Source organism: Luteimonas sp. MC1828, from assembly GCF_016461615.1.
Classification (GTDB): domain Bacteria; phylum Pseudomonadota; class Gammaproteobacteria; order Xanthomonadales; family Xanthomonadaceae; genus Luteimonas.
The window spans coordinates 936,414-951,201 of the sequence record NZ_JAEMNY010000001.1; the positions used below are offsets into that span (position 1 = coordinate 936,414).

Sequence of the window (14,788 nt, forward strand, 5' to 3'; positions counted from 1 at the left end):
GCTCGATTATGCCTGTCTTCCAGGATCGGGCGCACCGCGCCCGGCCTGACGCATCCGCTACGGCGTGCCCGTTACTGGTTGGCGTGCTGCGCCGGCTTGAGCAGGCTCTCGCGCTGGCGGCGCTGCTGGCCCGCGGTCGAGCACTGGGTCGTGGGCATGCGCGACCCGGTCTTGAGCTCGCGCTTGCAGACCACGCGGCTGTCCGCCTCGGCGTCCTGCAGCAGCGTATTGACCAGCTGCTGCGCGCTGGCGACCTCGCGCCGTGACTCTTCGGACAGCGACGCCACGGTGCCGGCGGTCTCCAGCTGGCTGGAAATGACATCCAGCGACGCCTTGACCCTGGTGGCGTTGGCGGCGGAAAGCTCCGAGTAGATCTCGCCGCGTGCAAGATCCGCTTCGATCCTGGCGCGCTGCTCCACGAACGGCTTGGCGGAGGCGACGTCAAGCTTGTTTTCGTTCGCCCATGCCAACGCGGGAACAGCGGAAAGCAAAACGCACAGCAACAGAATCCTGTTCATCTTTTTCCTGGAGGGGGTGTCGAAAAACGCACCCGTTTTTCGCAGATCGACCGATCAGCTGTCAATCCCGGCCATGCGCCGCTCGGCCCGCAGCAGGTCGTCCGGTGTATCCACTCCCGGCGGGAAGGGCTCGGGCGTCAGCGCCACGGCGATACGGTGGCCGTGCTCCAGGGCGCGCAGCTGCTCCAGCGATTCGGTGCGCTCCAGCGGCGTCGGCGGTAGCGCCGCGAAGCGCCGCAGGAAGCCTGCGCGGTAGCCGTAGATGCCGATGTGGCGCAGCCAGTGGCCACCGGCGGGCATGCGCTCGCGCCCGCCTTCGGCTGCGAACGCGTCGCGCGGCCACGGCAGCGGCGCGCGGCTGAAGTACAGGGCGTCGCCGCTGGCCGCGCGCACCAGCTTGACGGCATTGGGATCGAACAGCGTGGCGACATCATCCACCGGGGTGGCCAGCGTCGACATCTCGGCGCCGGACGCCACCAGTGCCGCGGCCACGGCGCGGATCCCCGCCGCGGGCGCGAACGGCTCGTCGCCCTGCAGGTTCACGACCACGGCGTCATCGGCCCAGCCGGCGATGTCGGCGCATTCGGCAAGGCGGTCGCTGCCGGACAGGTGCTCCCTCGAAGTCATCGCCACGCGGGCGCCGCTGCCCTCCAGCGCGCGCGCGATGCGGTCATCGTCCGCCGCCACCCAGACCTCGCGGGCGCCGGCGGCGAGCGCGCGGCGCGCCACGTGCAGCACCAGCGGCTCGCCGCCGAGCAGCTGCAGCGGCTTGCCCGGCAGCCGCGACGCGGCGAAGCGCGCGGGAATGGCGACGATGAAGTCGAGCGCGTCCATGGTCAGGCCGCCGGTTCGCGCAGCCGTGCGAGCAGCGCGATCCAGAACGCTTCGGGAAGATCGGCACGCACCGGCACCATGTAATGCCGCTCGGTGACGAACGCCGCGCACTTCACCGCGTCCTTCGCGGTCATCAGCACCGGCAGGTCGCTGCCGAAGCGCAGGTCGTCCTCGCTGTAGGTGTGATGATCCGCGAACGCATGCGGCACCACGGCGATGCCGAGGCTGCGCAGCATGGTGAAGAAGCGCTCCGGGTCGCCGATGCCGGCCACGGCATGCACGCGCTGGCCGATGAACGCCGCGAGTGGCCGTGGGCGGCCGCCGGCGAGCGGCATGGCGTCGCCCGGCGCCAGCCACATCGGCCATTCGCCGAAACCGGCCACGAGGTCCGGATCGCTGCCGACGTTGAGTACGCGGAAGTCGCAGCTGGCGGCGCGTTCGGCGGGTTCGCGCATCGGCCCGGCGGGCAGCGGCAGGCCGTTGCCGTGGCGGCGGCGGCCGTCGATGACTTCGATCTCGATGTCGCGCGCCAGCGCGTAATGCTGCAGGCCGTCGTCGCAGACCACCACGTTGCAGCCGGCGGCAACCAGCGCGCGCGCGGCAGCCGCGCGGTCGGCATCGACGCGCACGCGCACGCCTGTCTGGCGCGCGATCAGCACGGGCTCGTCGCCACCGATGGCCGGCGCCGTGCCCGCATCGACCCAGGCGGCGGCGCGCGCATCCTTGCGGCCGTAGCCGCGGCTGGCGACGCCCGGGGTAAAGCCCGCGGCCTTGAGGCGCTCGACGATGGCCAGCGTGAGCGGCGTCTTGCCGCTGCCGCCGGCGATCAGGTTGCCGACCACGATCACCGGCGCGCCCGCCTTCTTCCGCCGCAGCAGGCCCTTGCGGTACAGCGCGACGCGCGCGGCAACCGCCGCGGCGTAGAGCTTCGACAGCGCGCGCGCATGCAGCGGCGGCGTGCTGCCGTCGAACCACCAGCGCGGCGCCTGGCGCACGCGGCTCATGCCGGGCCACCTTCGCGGAACTGCATGCCGTGCAGGTGCGCGTACAGCCCGCCCTGGGCCAGAAGCTCGGTGTGCGTGCCCTGCTCCAGCAGCCGGCCCTGGTCGAACACCAGCACCTGGTCGGCGTGTTCGATGGTCGACAGGCGGTGCGCGACGACCAGCGTGGTGCGGTCGGGCATCAGCCGCTGCAGCGCGTCCTGCACCAGGCGCTCGGACTCGGTGTCGAGCGCGGCGGTGGCTTCGTCGAGGATCAGGATCGGCGCGTCGCGCAGGATGGCGCGCGCGATGGCCAGGCGCTGGCGCTGGCCGCCGGACAACAGCGCGCCGTTCTCGCCGATCGGCGTGTCCAGGCCCTGCGGCAGGCGCTCGATGAATTCCCAGGCATTCGCGGCTTCGGCGGCGGCGCGGATCGACTCGCGTGGGGCCTCGATGCCGTAGGCGATGTTGGCGGCCACGGTGTCGTCGAACAGCGCCACGCGCTGGCCTACAAGGGCGACCTGGCGGCGCAGGTCGGCGAGCGCGTAGTCCGCCAGCGGCGTGCCGTCGAGGGTGATGCGGCCGGAATCGGGCTCGTAGAAGCGCGGCACCAGGCGGATCAGGCTGGTCTTGCCGCTGCCCGAACGCCCGACGATCGCGGTGACCGTACCCGGGCGCGCGGTGAAGCTGACGTGGTCCAGCGCCACCCTGCCCTCGCCGCGCGCGTAGCTCAGGCTGACGTCGTCGAACACCAATTCGCCGCGGGCGCGATCGACCGCCTTGCGGCCGCGGTCGTCCTCCTCGACATCGTCGAGGATCGAGAACAGGCGCTCGGCCGCGGCCACGCCGCGCCCGATCACGCTCTGCACGTTGGTGATGCGGCGCAGCGACGGGATGATGCCCATCATCGCGGTCATCAGCTGCATGAACTCGCCCGGATCCAGGCGGCCCTCGAGCGCCTCGCCGATCGCCACCCACACGATCGCCGCCAGCGCCAGCGCCGCGAGGATCTGCACCATGCCCGACGACAGCGCGCGGGTGGTCTCGACCTTCATGTTCAGGCGCAGCACGCGGTTGGCGAGCGACGAGTAGCGCGCCTGCTCGAACGCCTGCGCGCCGTGCACCTTGACGTCCTGCTGCGCGGCCAGCGACTGCTCGGCGCTGTGCGCCAGGTCGCCCATGCTGCTCTGGATGCCGCGGCTGATGCGCCGGTAGCGGCCGCCCACGTACCAGACCAGCACCCCGATCAGGGGCGCGATCAGGATCATCGCCATGGTCACCTTGACGCTGGTGTAGAGCATCAGGCCGAACAGGAACACGATGGTCAGGCCGTCGGCGATGATGATCTTCAGCGCATCGGCGCTGGCCTGGGTGACCTGTTCGGTGTCGAAGTTCAGGCGGCTGACCATGTTGGGCACGGCTTCGGTGTCGAAGCGGCTGCTCGGCAGGCGCAGGTACTTGCCCAGCACCAGCTCGCGCAGGTCGCGCACCACGCTGCGCCCGGAACGCGCCATGCCGTAGTCGGTGCAGAAGGTGGCCACGCCGCGGAGCAGGAACAGGAAGATGATCGCCAATGGCAGCAGCACCGCCATCTCCGGCTTGGGATTGACGAAACCGTCGTTGGTCAACGGCTTCATCAGCCACACGAACGCGGCGCCGGCGCCGGCCTCGATCACCATGCCGATGGTGGCCACGGTGAGCAGCGGCCAGTAGCGCGCGGCGAAGCCGAGCAGGCGGCGGTAGGTGACCCAGGCGCTGGGCGCGGCGTCTTCGGCCGCGGACCCGGTTGCGCCTGCCGCGGTCTTGCCGGCAGCGGCGGTCTTGCCGGTGGTGTCGCTCATTGCGCCGCGGCCGGCGCGGCGCGGGCGCCGGCTTCGGGCGCCGTGGCGATGGCCACGCGCTTGAAGCCGAGCTGGCCGAGTGCGTCCATCGCGGTCACCACTGCCTGGTGGGGCGTGCGCGCGTCGGCGCGCAGCAGCACCGCGCGCTCGCGGTCGTCGCCGGCGACTTCGAGGATGGTGGCCTTCAGCGAGTCGACGTCGGTGCGCAGCGCCTCGCGGTCGTCGATGAAGTAGCGGCCGTCGGCATTCACCAGCACGCTCAGCGCCTGCGGGTCGTTGTCGGCCGGCCGCGCCTCGGCGCTCGGCAGCTCGAGCTTCAGCATGGAACGGGTGTCGAAGGTGGTGGTGACCACGAAGAAGATGATCAGCACCAGGATCACGTCGATCAGCGGCACGAGGTTGATCTCGGGCACGTCCTCGGCGCGTCGGTCACGGATGCGCATGCGGCGCTCAGGCCCGCGCCGGGGCGGCGACGTGTCCCGCGTAGCCGGCGTGGGCATCCACGGCCGGTTCGGCAGCGCGCCTGGCACGGTGGTCGATGGCGTCCATCAGCTGGATCGCCTCGTGCTCCATGTCGATGATGTAGCCGTCGATGCGCGCGCGGAAATAGCGGTGGAACATCAGCGCCGGCACCGCGACGATCATGCCGGCCGCGGCGCACACCAGCGCCTTGCCGATGCCGCCGGCGAGCTCGTTCATCTCGCCCATGCCGACGTCCATGATGCCGAGGAACATCTGGATCATGCCGACCACGGTGCCGAACAGGCCGAGCAGCGGGCCGGCGGCGGCGATGGTGCCGAGCGCGTTGAGGTAGCGCTCCATGCGGTGCACCAGGTGGCGGCCCACGTCCTCGACGCGCTCGCGCATCTCTTCGCGCGGGCGGTTGCGCATGTCCAGCACCGCGGCCAGCAGCGCGCCGAGCGGTGAATTGCCGCGCAGCGACTCGATGTGCGCGGGGTCGAGATGGCCACCGCGGCCGGCCCAGTCGCGCACTTCGCGACCGAGGCCGGAGGGCACCACCACGCTGCGGCGCAGCGTCCAGTAGCGTTCGACGATGATCGCCAGCGCCACCGCCGACAGCAGCAGCAGCGGCAGCATCGGCCATCCGCCAGCCTTGACCAGTTCCAGCACGCCTTGCTCCCCGGGCCGGGGGGCCCGCCGTTCAATCCGGCGGATAGGATAGCGCGGCGGGCGAATGCGCCGCCCGTTCGAGCCTGCGCACCGCGTCCCACAACCGCGGTCGCCGCTGCCGCTCGGTGCCCGCCTCCAGGCCATCGGCGCCGAGGCGGATGCGCAGCCCGCCGCCCGTGGCGGTCTCCAGTACGGTCGCGCCGGCGGCCTGCCAGCGCGCCACCACCCCGCCATCCGGGTGCCCGAAGCGGTTGCCGTGGCCGGCCGAGACCAGCGCCAGGCGCGCGCCGGTGGCGCTGACGAAGCCCGGCGTGGACGAATGCCGCGAGCCGTGGTGGCCGACCACGACGACGTCAGCCGGGAGGTCGCCCGGCACGCGCCCCACCAGCCGCTCCTCCACCGGTGCGCCGATGTCGCCGACCAGCAGCATGGCGCCGTGCGCCGTCTCGATGCGCAGCACGCAGCTGGCCTCGTTGCGCAGGTAGGGGAAATGCAGCGGCGGATGCAGGATGCGGAACGCCACGCCGTCGCGGCGCCACTGCGTACCGGCCAGGCACGGCGCTGCACCGTCGATGCCCGCGCCTTCCGGCGCCAGCAGCCGGGGCGCGGGGAAGCGCCGGCGCACGGCGGCCAGCCCGCCGGCGTGGTCGGCATCACCGTGGCTGACCACCATCGTGTGCAGCCGGCGCACGCCCAGCGCATGCAGCGCCGGGACCACGGTGCGCTCGCCGGCGTCGTAGCCCTCGGGGATCGCCGGGCCCATGTCGTACAGCAGCGCGTGGCGCGCGGTGCGCACCAGCAGCGCCAGGCCCTGGCCGACATCGATGACCACCAGCTCGACTTCGCCATGGCGCGGCAGCTGGCGATCGGGCCACAGCAGCGGCAACCACAGCAGGGCCGCCAGCGGCTTGCCCGGAATGCCGCGCGGCAGCAGCAGCCAGAACGCCGCGGCCAGCGCCATGGGCAGGGCGAACCAGCGCGGCTCCGGCAACCACCACAGCGCCAGCGGGCTCGCGCCAAGGCGCTCGAACGCCGGCCACGACAGGTCGAAGGCCCAGGCCGCGAGCCGCCAGGCGCCACTCCCCCAGCCCCCGTGCAGGCCTTCGAGCGCGGTGCCGACGAGCGACAGCGGCACCACCACCAGGCTCCACCACGGAATGGCCACCAGGTTGGCGAACGGCCCGGCCAGCGAGGCCTGGCCGAACAGGATCACGGTCAGTGGCAACAGGCCCAGCGTGGCGACCCACTGCGCCGACAGGAACTCGCGCGCGATGTTGCCGCCGCGCGCCTGCGGAAGGCACCACACCAGCCACGCGACGCCGGCGAAGCTGAGCCAGAAGCCCGCCGACAGCACCGCGAGCGGATCGACCAGCAGCACCGCGATCGCCGCCAGCGCCAGCGCGTCGGCGATGCGCAGCGGGCGACGCCACAGGCGCGCGGCCACCACCACCGCGATCATCAGCACCGTGCGCACCGTGGGCAGCGCGAAGCCGGCGACCGCGGCATAGCCGACCGCCCCGGCCAGCGCCACCGCCGCCGACGCCTGCGGCCGCGGCACGATGCGCCCGAGCCCCGGCAGGAGTCGCCACAGACCGGCACCGAGCAGCGCGAAGAAGCCCGCGACCATGCCGACGTGGAAGCCGGAAATCGCGATCAGATGGGTAAGCCCGGTGGCGCGCAGGATCTCCCAGTCGTGGTCGGCGAGCGCGCGGGTGTCGCCGAGCGCCAGCGCACGCACGTAGCGCGACGAGGCGCTTGTGACCACCACATCGATCCGCGCGGCCATGCCGTCGCGCCAGGCGTCGATGCCGCGCGGCCGGCCGCGCTGCACGGCATCTTCCGGGGCGCGCACGTAGCCGGTGGCCACCACGCGCTGCGCCATGGCGTGCTTCTCGCTGTCGAAGCTGCCCGGGTTGCGCAGGCCGCGCGGCGCGCGCAGGCGCACGCGCAGCTCCCACTCGCCACCGGCGACGATTTCGCCGCGCCGCGATGGCGCATCGGACCATTCGTTGTCGTACCAGGACAGCCGCAGGCGCGCGCCGCGCAGGAAGTCCGGCAGCGCGGGATCGTCATCGACGCGCAGGTCGAAGCGCGTGCGCCGCGCCTCGTGCACCGGCAGGCCGATGACGCGCCCGCCGACCTGGAAATCGTCGCGTTCGTGCGCGGGCGGCAGCTGCGCGTGCAGCGATGCCGCCGCGTGCAGCCCGCACAGTCCGAAGCCGAACAGCGCGGCCGCCGCCCATCGCCAGCGATCGCGCCGCTGCCACCAGGCGACGAGGCCGACGAGGAGCAGTGCCGCGAGCGCCGCCACCGGAGCCAGCGCGGGGAGCAGCAGGCAGGCCAGTGCGCCGACCACCAGGGCCGCTGCCGCGCCGACTCCAAGCGGCGGGGCTGCGATGATTCCGCTCATGACGACTGCCCGGGCGCAAAGAAGGCCAGCGTGGCTGTGTCATGAGGGAGTGGCGATCACCCTCGGCCCCACTGAGCCGTCAGGAATCCAGTCCTTGGTTGTTGCGAACTTTTCCCGTTCCGGGAGCGTCGAGCTGAAGGGCCCCGTGGTGGCCGGAGCCCCGCGAGCCGAGCCCCGTGGTGGCCGGGAGGCCTTCGCGGCTCATGTCCCCCGGATCCGCCTGCGGCGGATGCCTCCTCCTTTACTTCCCCGCGAAGGCCTCCCGGTCACTTTGGGGCGTTCCGCCGGCTGCCAGTGCCGCGACCAAGCGCGAGCTTGCGGGCTGTGGCTTTGCTCCTCAAAGCACCGCGAGGTACGGCGTACCGGGTGCCGAGGCCCTTGAGGGCGAAGTCAAGGAGGAGGCATCCGCCGCCAGGCGGATCCGGGGGACATGAGTCCTCAAGGGCCTTGGCACCCGGCGCGCGGCGCCCCGCCCCCCGCGCCCCGCGTCAAATCAGCGCGTGCTCACGCACTCGCCGGGTCGATCTCGCGCAGCTTGCCTTCGTGCAGTTCGAGGACGCGGTCCAGCCTGCGCGCCAGGCTGCGGTCGTGCGTGACCAGCACCAGCGCGGTGCGCTCGGCGCGGTTGAGCTCGAGCATCAGCTCGAACACCGTGGCCGCGGTCTTGTCGTCGAGGTTGCCGGTGGGTTCGTCGCCGAGCACGCAGGCGGGGCTGTTGACCAGCGCCCGCGCCACGGCCGCACGCTGGCGTTCGCCGCCGGACAGCTCACCCGGCTTGTGCTCCAGGCGATGGCCCAGGCCGACGGATTCCAGCAGCGCACGCGCGCGCGCCGCAGACTCCGGCACTGCCGCGCCGGACAGCATCACCGGGAGCATCACGTTTTCCAGCGCGGTGAACTCGGGCAGCAGGTGGTGGAACTGGTAGACGAAGCCCAGCGCGCGGTTGCGCAGCCGGCCGCGCTCGGCGTCGGGCAGCGAGCCCATCGCCTGCCCGCAGACGAACACCTCGCCCGCGGTAGGCGTGTCCAGCCCGCCCAGCAAGTGCAGCAGCGTGCTCTTGCCGGCGCCGGATGCACCGAGGATGGCGACGGTCTCGCCGGCGTCCACGCGCAGCTCCAGGCCGTCGAACACCGGCGTGCGCAGCTTGCCCTCGGCGTAGGTCTTGCCAAGGCCTTCGGCGCGCACCACTTCGCCCTGGTGGCCGTTGCCGTGGTTGATGCGCGGTGCCTGCGCGTGCTCACTCATAGCGCAGCGCCTCCGCCGGGGCCGTGCGCGCCGCGCGCCAGGCCGGATAGATGGTGGCCACGAACGCCATCGCCAGCGCCACCGCGGCGATCCACGCCACGTCGTGCGGGTTGAGTTCGGTCGGCAGGCCGGTGATGTAGTAGACGTCGGCCGGCATCAGTACCACGCCGAACACTGCCTCGATGGCGCGCAGGATGTGCTCCAGGTTGAGGGTGAGCACGATGCCGCCGACCACGCCCAGCACCGTGCCGATCACGCCGATCAGCGTGCCCTGCACCATGAACACCTGCATCACCCCGCGCGGCGTGAGGCCGAGCGTGCGCAGGATGGCGATGTCGGCCTGCTTGTCGGTCACCAGCATCACCTGCGACGACACCAGGTTGAACGCACCCATGGCGATGATCAGCGACAGCAGGATCGCCATCATGGTCTTCTCGAGCTTGAGCGCGCGGAACATGTTGGCGTTCTCGCTCGTCCAGTCGCTGACCCGGTACGGTCCGTCGAGCTTCAGCGCGAGGTCGCGGGCGATGTCGAACGCCAGGTCCATGTCGTGCATCTGCAGGCGCACGCCGGTGACGGCGTTGCCCATGCGCAGCAGGCGCTGGGCGTCCTCGAGGTTGACGATGGCCAGGCCCTTGTCGAACTCCTGGTAGCCGGCTTCGAAAATGCCGCTCACCGTGAAGCGCTTGAGCTGCGGCACCGCGCCCATGGGCGAGGCCTGGTAGTCGGTGGTGGCGATCACGCTGTCGCCGACGCGCACGCCGAGCCACGCGGCGAGCTCGCGCCCGAGCACGATGTTGTAGCTGCGCGCGGCCAGCGTATCGAGGCTGCCTTCGACCATGCGCTCGCCGAGCACCGACACCTGGGCTTCATCACCCGGAACGATGCCGCGCAGGATGGCTGGCTGGCGGCGCTGGCCGGAGAGCAGCGCCTCGGTGGAGATGTAGGGCGCGGAGCCGGCGATGCGCGGGTCGCGACGCGCGACGTCCACCGCCTCCTGCCAGTTTTCCATGCGCGCGCCATCGGCGGAGACCGTGGCGTGCTGGGTCATCTCGAGCATGCGGTCACGGATCTCGCGCTGGAAGCCGCTCATCACCGCCAGTGTGGTGATCAGCGCGGTGACGCCCACGGCGATGCCGAGGATGGAGGCCAGGGAAATGAAGGAGATGAAGGCGTTGCGGCGTTTGGCGCGCAGGTAGCGCAGGCCGATGGCCACGGGGATGGGCTTGAACATCGGGTCTCGCGCGGGCTCGAAGGCCGCTATGGTGCCATCTGCGGCGTCGCGCGGGCGGGAATCAGGTTGTCGGCGGCCAGCCGCAGTTCACGGCGGCGAGGTGCTGGCAGGGTATCCGGCCACCAGGTGCGGTGCCGGGTGCGGCCGCGGGCATCCCGCCAGGACAGTACCGCCAGCGGTCCGCGCCACTGCAGGCGCGGCTGCGCCACCACCACGCCATCGACCAGCACGCGGCGCTGCGCATCGATCGCGACCAACCCGGGCGCCGTGCTCCAGTGGCGCCGTGCCGATGCCAGCCCGCATGCCAGCACGACAGGAACCAGCATCCATGCCAGCGGCGCAGGCAGGCCGCTCGCCGGCAGCGCGCATGCGGCCAGCGCCGACAGCAGGATCAGCGCGGCCAGCAGCCAGCGCGATGGGTGCCACTCAATGCGGCAGGTCGGCGATGCGCCTGACCAGTGCGGCGAGTTCGGGGTCATCGGGCTGGGCGTGGCCAAGGAACCATTTCCAGAGCCTATCGTCCTCGCTGTCCAGCAGCCGCAGGAAAACCGCGCGCTCGTCGGCCGGGGATTGCCGCCATTCGCGCTCCAGCCAGCGTTCGAGCAGGCGGTCGAGCTCGCGCATGCCGCGGCGGCACTTCCAGCGCAGGCGGCGGATTTCGGTGTCGTCGTCCAGCGTGCTCATGCCGCCAGCAGGCACCAGGCCAGGCGGACCCAGAACAGCATCAGTACTGCGCTGCCGGCAAGGAACGCCTTGAAGCGGTGCATGACCTTGTTGTAGCTGCAGTGGATGGCGCTGTGCACGATGCGAAGGGCGACGAAGCCCCACGCCAGCCCGAGCAGCCACCCGTCATGCAGGCCGAGCGCCAGCATCACCGCCACGCCGAAATAGAACAGCACCGGCAACTCGGACAGGTTGCGGAAGTTGTCCGCGGCGCCGCTGTCGGTGAGCTTCTGCGCGGCCTGCGCCGAGGTGGCGACGGCCTGCGGGTGGATGCGCTCGCGCTTCATCTGCGCCACGCGCGTCACGTACATGCGCACCATGACCACGAAGGTCAGTGCCACGAGCACGAATGCGGGCAGCAGGATGGAATGGGTTGCCAGCATGTGTTCCGTTCCCCCGAAACGACCGCGCCGGCGGGTGCCGGCGCGGGATGGATCAGACCTGGCGTGCCAGCATCAACTGCTTGATCTCGCCGATCGCCTTGGCGGGATTGAGTCCCTTCGGGCAGGTGCGCGTGCAGTTCATGATGGTGTGGCAGCGGTAGAGCTTGAACGGATCCTCGAGGTCGTCGAGCCGCGCGCCGGTGTCCTCGTCGCGCGAGTCGACGATCCAGCGGTAGGCCTGCAGCAGGATCGCCGGGCCGAGGTAGCGGTCGCCGTTCCACCAGTAGCTGGGGCACGCGGTGCTGCAGCAGGCGCACAGGATGCACTCGTACAGGCCGTCGAGCTTGGCGCGGTCCTCCTTGGTCTGCAGGCGCTCGCGGTCCGGCGGCGGCAGGCTCTGGGTGCGGATCCACGGCTGGATGGACGCGTACTGCGCGTAGAAGTGCGTCATGTCGGGGATCAGGTCCTTGACCACCTCCATGTGCGGCAGCGGGTAGATCGGCACTTCGCCCTTGCCCTTGCCGCAGTCCGCGATGGCCTTGGTGCACGCCAGCGTGTTGGTGCCGTCGATGTTCATCGCGCACGAGCCGCAGATGCCCTCGCGGCACGAGCGGCGGAACGTCAGCGTGGGGTCGATCTCGTTCTTGATCTTGATCAGCGCGTCGAGAACCATCGGGCCGCACTTGTCGAGGTCGACCTCGTAGGTGTCGGTGCGCGGGTTCTCGCTGTCGTCGGGGCTCCAGCGGTAGACCTTGAATTCGCGCACGCGCGAGGCCCCGGCGGGCGCCGCGAAGCGCTTGCCCTTGTGGATCGTCGAGTTCTTCGGGAGTGAGAATTCAGCCATCTGCCTTTGATCCTAGTAGACGCGCGCGACGGGCGGCACGACTTCGACTTCGTCGTCGAGGGTGTACATGTGCACCGGGCGGTAGTCGATGCGCGTGTTGCCGGCATCGTCCACCCAGGTCAGCGAGTGCTTCTGCCACTCGGCGTCGTTGCGGTCGGGGAAATCCTCGCGGGCATGCGCGCCGCGCGATTCCGTGCGGTTCTCCGCGGCCACGATGGTCGCCAGCGACTGGCCGAGCAGGTTCTGCAGCTCGAAGGTCTCGATCAGGTCCGAGTTCCACACCAGCGAACGGTCGCTGACCTTGACGTCGGCGAACGAATCGTTGATTTCGCGGATCTTGCCCACGCCCTCGGCCAGCGTCTCGCCGGTGCGGAACACCGCGGCGTCGGCCTGCATGGTGCGCTGCATGCGGTCGCGGATCACCGCCGTGGGCGTGTCGCCCTTGGCGTGGCGCAGCTTGTCGAGGTTGGCCAGCGAACGGTCGCAGGCATCGGCCGCCAGCGGCTTGTGCGGCCCGCCCGGACGGATGGTCTCGGCGCAACGGTTGGCGACCGCACGCCCGAACACCACCAGGTCCAGCAGCGAGTTGGAGCCGAGGCGGTTGGCGCCGTGCACGGACACGCAGGCGGCCTCGCCGATGGCGTACAGGCCCGGGACGATCGCGTCCGGGTTGCCGTCCTTCAGCTGCACCACTTCGCCGTGGTAGTTGGTCGGCACGCCGCCCATGTTGTAGTGGACGGTGGGAATGACCGGGATCGGCTGCTTCTCGACGTCGACGCCGGCGAAGATCCGCGCGCTCTCGGCGATGCCGGGCAGCTTCTCGTGGATGTCCTTCGGGTCGAGGTGCGTCAGGTCGAGGTGGATGTGGTCCTTGTGCTCGCCCACGCCGCGGCCTTCGCGGATCTCGATGGTCATCGAGCGGCTCACGACGTCACGCGACGCCAGGTCCTTGGCGTTCGGTGCGTAGCGCTCCATGAAGCGTTCGCCGTTGGCGTTGCGCAGGATGCCGCCTTCGCCACGCACGCCCTCGGTGATCAGGCAGCCGGCGCCATAGATGCCGGTGGGATGGAACTGCACGAACTCCATGTCCTGCAGGCCGAGGCCCGCGCGCAGCGCCATGCCACCACCGTCGCCGGTGCAGGTGTGCGCGGACGTGGCCGAGAAGTACGCGCGGCCGTAGCCGCCGGTGGCCAGCACCGTGCCCTGGGCGCGGAACAGGTGCAGCGTGCCTTCGGCCATGTCGATGGCCAGCACGCCGCGGCAGGCGCCGTCGGCATCCATGATGAGATCGAGCGCGAAGTACTCGACGAAGAACTCGGCCTGGTGCGCCAGCGACTGCTGGTACAGCGTGTGCAGGATGGCGTGGCCGGTGCGGTCGGCGGCGGCACAGGTGCGCTGCGCGGTGCCCTTGCCATAGTGCGTGGTCATGCCGCCGAAGGGGCGCTGGTAGATCTTGCCCTCCTCGGTGCGCGAGAACGGCACGCCCTGGTGCTCGAGCTCGATGATCGCCGGGATGGCCTCGCGGCACATGTACTGGATCGCGTCCTGGTCGCCCAGCCAGTCGGAGCCCTTGATGGTGTCGTAGAAGTGGAAGCGCCAGTCGTCCTCGCCCATGTTGCCGAGCGCGGCGGAAATGCCGCCCTGCGCGGCCACGGTGTGCGAACGGGTCGGGAACACCTTGGTGATGCAGGCGGTCTTCAGGCCCTTGTGGGCGAGGCCGAACGTGGCGCGCAGGCCGGCACCGCCGGCCCCCACCACGATCATGTCGTACTTGTGTTCGGTGATCTTGTAGGCGTTGGTCATCTTGGGCTTCGCAGGTCAGGCAAGCAGCGCGATGCGGGCGATCGCGTACAGCGAAGCCAGGGCACCGAGGGCGCAGAGCAGTGAGTTGAGCACCAGCAGGGTCAGTTCGACCGCGCGGGCGTGCACGTAGTCCTCGATCACCACCTGGAGGCCGAGCTTCGCGTGCCAGAACAGCGCCACCACGAGCGCCGCCATGAGAATCGCGTTATAGGGGCGCGACAGCACCGAATAGGCGGTGGGGAGATCGGCACCGACCAGCGACACCAGCGTGCCGACCAGCCACGGCACCAGCAGCACCAGCACGATGGCGGTCAGGCGCTGGTACCAGAAGTGGCCGGTGCCGGTCTTGCCCGAGCCCAGTCCACGGGCGCGCGCCAGTGGCGTGCGCAGGTCGCGGCGCGCGGCGGCGCCTGTTTTCACGTCGCTCATGCCGCACCTCCCAGCGCGAAGAACCAGATGGCCGCGGTCAGCACCACGGTCAACACGAACACTGTGTAACCGGAGCGGTACACCTCGGGCAGCTCGAAGCCCCACCCGGCATCCCACAGCATGTGGCGCACGCCGTTGAGCAGGTGGTACATCAGCGCCAGCGAGAAGCCGAACAGCGCGATGCGGCCGAGGGGCGACGCCAGGCAGGCGCTGGCCGAGGCGTAGGCGTCTCCGCCGGCGGCAACGGCAAGCAGCCACCAGGCCAGGCCGAACGCGCCGACCACCAGCGCGATGCCGGTGGCGCGATGCAGGATCGACATCAACATGGTGATCTGCCAGCGGTACACCTGGAGGTGTGGCGACAGTGGGCGGTTTGGATGGGTCATCGCGGCGGGCATCTCTCGCTGGGCGGC

16 protein-coding genes are annotated in these 14,788 nt (G+C 70.8%); all 16 read right to left on the reverse strand.

Translation table 11 applies throughout. The features are described from left to right. Positions 1-71: 71 nt before the first annotated feature. Entirely contained in the window at positions 72-470 is a 399-nt protein-coding gene (locus JHB91_RS04385; protein WP_199375631.1) for a hypothetical protein, read from the reverse strand. 102 nt (positions 471-572) lie between these two features. Further along, positions 573-1,352, reverse strand: coding sequence for a 3-deoxy-manno-octulosonate cytidylyltransferase (gene kdsB, locus JHB91_RS04390; RefSeq protein WP_199471740.1), 780 nt, complete (start codon positions 1,350-1,352; stop codon positions 573-575). Between the two features lie 2 nt (positions 1,353-1,354). Next, on the reverse strand, positions 1,355-2,356 hold the full coding sequence (gene lpxK, locus JHB91_RS04395) for a tetraacyldisaccharide 4'-kinase (RefSeq protein WP_199375627.1): 1,002 nt from the start codon (positions 2,354-2,356) through the stop codon (positions 1,355-1,357). Beyond that, entirely contained in the window at positions 2,353-4,173 is a 1,821-nt protein-coding gene (gene msbA / locus JHB91_RS04400) for a lipid A export permease/ATP-binding protein MsbA (protein ID WP_199471742.1), read from the reverse strand. The genes lpxK and msbA overlap by 4 nt, the downstream gene beginning before the upstream one ends. Next, positions 4,170-4,616: a biopolymer transporter ExbD gene (locus JHB91_RS04405; RefSeq protein WP_199375623.1), complete on the reverse strand. Its 447-nt coding sequence runs from the start codon at positions 4,614-4,616 to the stop codon at positions 4,170-4,172. The genes msbA and JHB91_RS04405 overlap by 4 nt, the downstream gene beginning before the upstream one ends. Before the next feature lie 7 nt (positions 4,617-4,623). Next, on the reverse strand, positions 4,624-5,304 hold the full coding sequence (locus JHB91_RS04410; RefSeq protein ID WP_199471744.1) for a MotA/TolQ/ExbB proton channel family protein: 681 nt from the start codon (positions 5,302-5,304) through the stop codon (positions 4,624-4,626). Positions 5,305-5,335: 31 nt separating this feature from the next. Continuing rightward, entirely contained in the window at positions 5,336-7,714 is a 2,379-nt protein-coding gene (locus tag JHB91_RS04415) for a DNA internalization-related competence protein ComEC/Rec2 (protein WP_199471747.1), read from the reverse strand. 504 nt (positions 7,715-8,218) lie between these two features. Then, positions 8,219-8,959: a lipoprotein-releasing ABC transporter ATP-binding protein LolD gene (lolD, locus tag JHB91_RS04420; protein WP_199471750.1), complete on the reverse strand. Its 741-nt coding sequence runs from the start codon at positions 8,957-8,959 to the stop codon at positions 8,219-8,221. Next, positions 8,952-10,193 carry a lipoprotein-releasing ABC transporter permease subunit gene (locus JHB91_RS04425; protein ID WP_199375616.1) on the reverse strand — a complete coding sequence of 414 codons (1,242 nt, stop codon included), beginning with the start codon at positions 10,191-10,193 and terminating at the stop codon, positions 8,952-8,954. The genes lolD and JHB91_RS04425 overlap by 8 nt, the downstream gene beginning before the upstream one ends. Before the next feature lie 26 nt (positions 10,194-10,219). Beyond that, positions 10,220-10,690 (reverse strand): hypothetical protein, encoded by a 471-nt coding sequence (locus tag JHB91_RS04430; protein WP_199471753.1) that lies wholly within the window; start codon positions 10,688-10,690, stop codon positions 10,220-10,222. Then, entirely contained in the window at positions 10,620-10,868 is a 249-nt protein-coding gene (locus tag JHB91_RS04435) for a succinate dehydrogenase assembly factor 2 (RefSeq protein ID WP_199375757.1), read from the reverse strand. The genes JHB91_RS04430 and JHB91_RS04435 overlap by 71 nt, the downstream gene beginning before the upstream one ends. Positions 10,869-10,873: 5 nt before the next feature. Beyond that, complete coding sequence (locus tag JHB91_RS04440) at positions 10,874-11,299, reverse strand: MAPEG family protein (RefSeq protein ID WP_199471756.1); 426 nt, start codon at positions 11,297-11,299, stop codon at positions 10,874-10,876. 52 nt (positions 11,300-11,351) lie between these two features. Then, entirely contained in the window at positions 11,352-12,143 is a 792-nt protein-coding gene (locus tag JHB91_RS04445; RefSeq protein ID WP_199471759.1) for a succinate dehydrogenase iron-sulfur subunit, read from the reverse strand. Positions 12,144-12,155: 12 nt separating this feature from the next. Further along, complete coding sequence (gene sdhA, locus JHB91_RS04450) at positions 12,156-13,946, reverse strand: succinate dehydrogenase flavoprotein subunit (RefSeq protein WP_199471761.1); 1,791 nt, start codon at positions 13,944-13,946, stop codon at positions 12,156-12,158. A 15-nt stretch (positions 13,947-13,961) separates the two neighbouring features. Further along, positions 13,962-14,375, reverse strand: coding sequence for a succinate dehydrogenase, hydrophobic membrane anchor protein (gene sdhD, locus JHB91_RS04455; RefSeq protein ID WP_199471763.1), 414 nt, complete (start codon positions 14,373-14,375; stop codon positions 13,962-13,964). Further along, positions 14,372-14,761: a succinate dehydrogenase, cytochrome b556 subunit gene (gene sdhC / locus JHB91_RS04460; protein ID WP_199375606.1), complete on the reverse strand. Its 390-nt coding sequence runs from the start codon at positions 14,759-14,761 to the stop codon at positions 14,372-14,374. Before sdhC ends, sdhD begins: the two co-directional genes overlap by 4 nt. Positions 14,762-14,788: the final 27 nt, after the last annotated feature.

Excerpts from the sequence above, each read along its gene's own strand:
- sdhC (WP_199375606.1), bottom strand. The coding sequence starts at position 14,761 with ATGACCCATCCAAACCGCCCACTGTCGCCACACCTCCAGGTGTACCGC.
- sdhA (WP_199471761.1), bottom strand. The coding sequence starts at position 13,946 with ATGACCAACGCCTACAAGATCACCGAACACAAGTACGACATGATCGTG.
- msbA (WP_199471742.1), bottom strand. The coding sequence starts at position 4,173 with ATGAGCGACACCACCGGCAAGACCGCCGCTGCCGGCAAGACCGCGGCA.
- lpxK (WP_199375627.1), bottom strand. The coding sequence starts at position 2,356 with ATGAGCCGCGTGCGCCAGGCGCCGCGCTGGTGGTTCGACGGCAGCACG.
- sdhD (WP_199471763.1), bottom strand. The coding sequence starts at position 14,375 with ATGAGCGACGTGAAAACAGGCGCCGCCGCGCGCCGCGACCTGCGCACG.
- kdsB (WP_199471740.1), bottom strand. The coding sequence starts at position 1,352 with ATGGACGCGCTCGACTTCATCGTCGCCATTCCCGCGCGCTTCGCCGCG.
- JHB91_RS04425 (WP_199375616.1), bottom strand. The coding sequence starts at position 10,193 with ATGTTCAAGCCCATCCCCGTGGCCATCGGCCTGCGCTACCTGCGCGCC.
- JHB91_RS04445 (WP_199471759.1), bottom strand. The coding sequence starts at position 12,143 with ATGGCTGAATTCTCACTCCCGAAGAACTCGACGATCCACAAGGGCAAG.
- JHB91_RS04405 (WP_199375623.1), bottom strand. The coding sequence starts at position 4,616 with ATGCGCATCCGTGACCGACGCGCCGAGGACGTGCCCGAGATCAACCTC.
- JHB91_RS04415 (WP_199471747.1), bottom strand. The coding sequence starts at position 7,714 with ATGAGCGGAATCATCGCAGCCCCGCCGCTTGGAGTCGGCGCGGCAGCG.
- JHB91_RS04440 (WP_199471756.1), bottom strand. The coding sequence starts at position 11,299 with ATGCTGGCAACCCATTCCATCCTGCTGCCCGCATTCGTGCTCGTGGCA.
- lolD (WP_199471750.1), bottom strand. The coding sequence starts at position 8,959 with ATGAGTGAGCACGCGCAGGCACCGCGCATCAACCACGGCAACGGCCAC.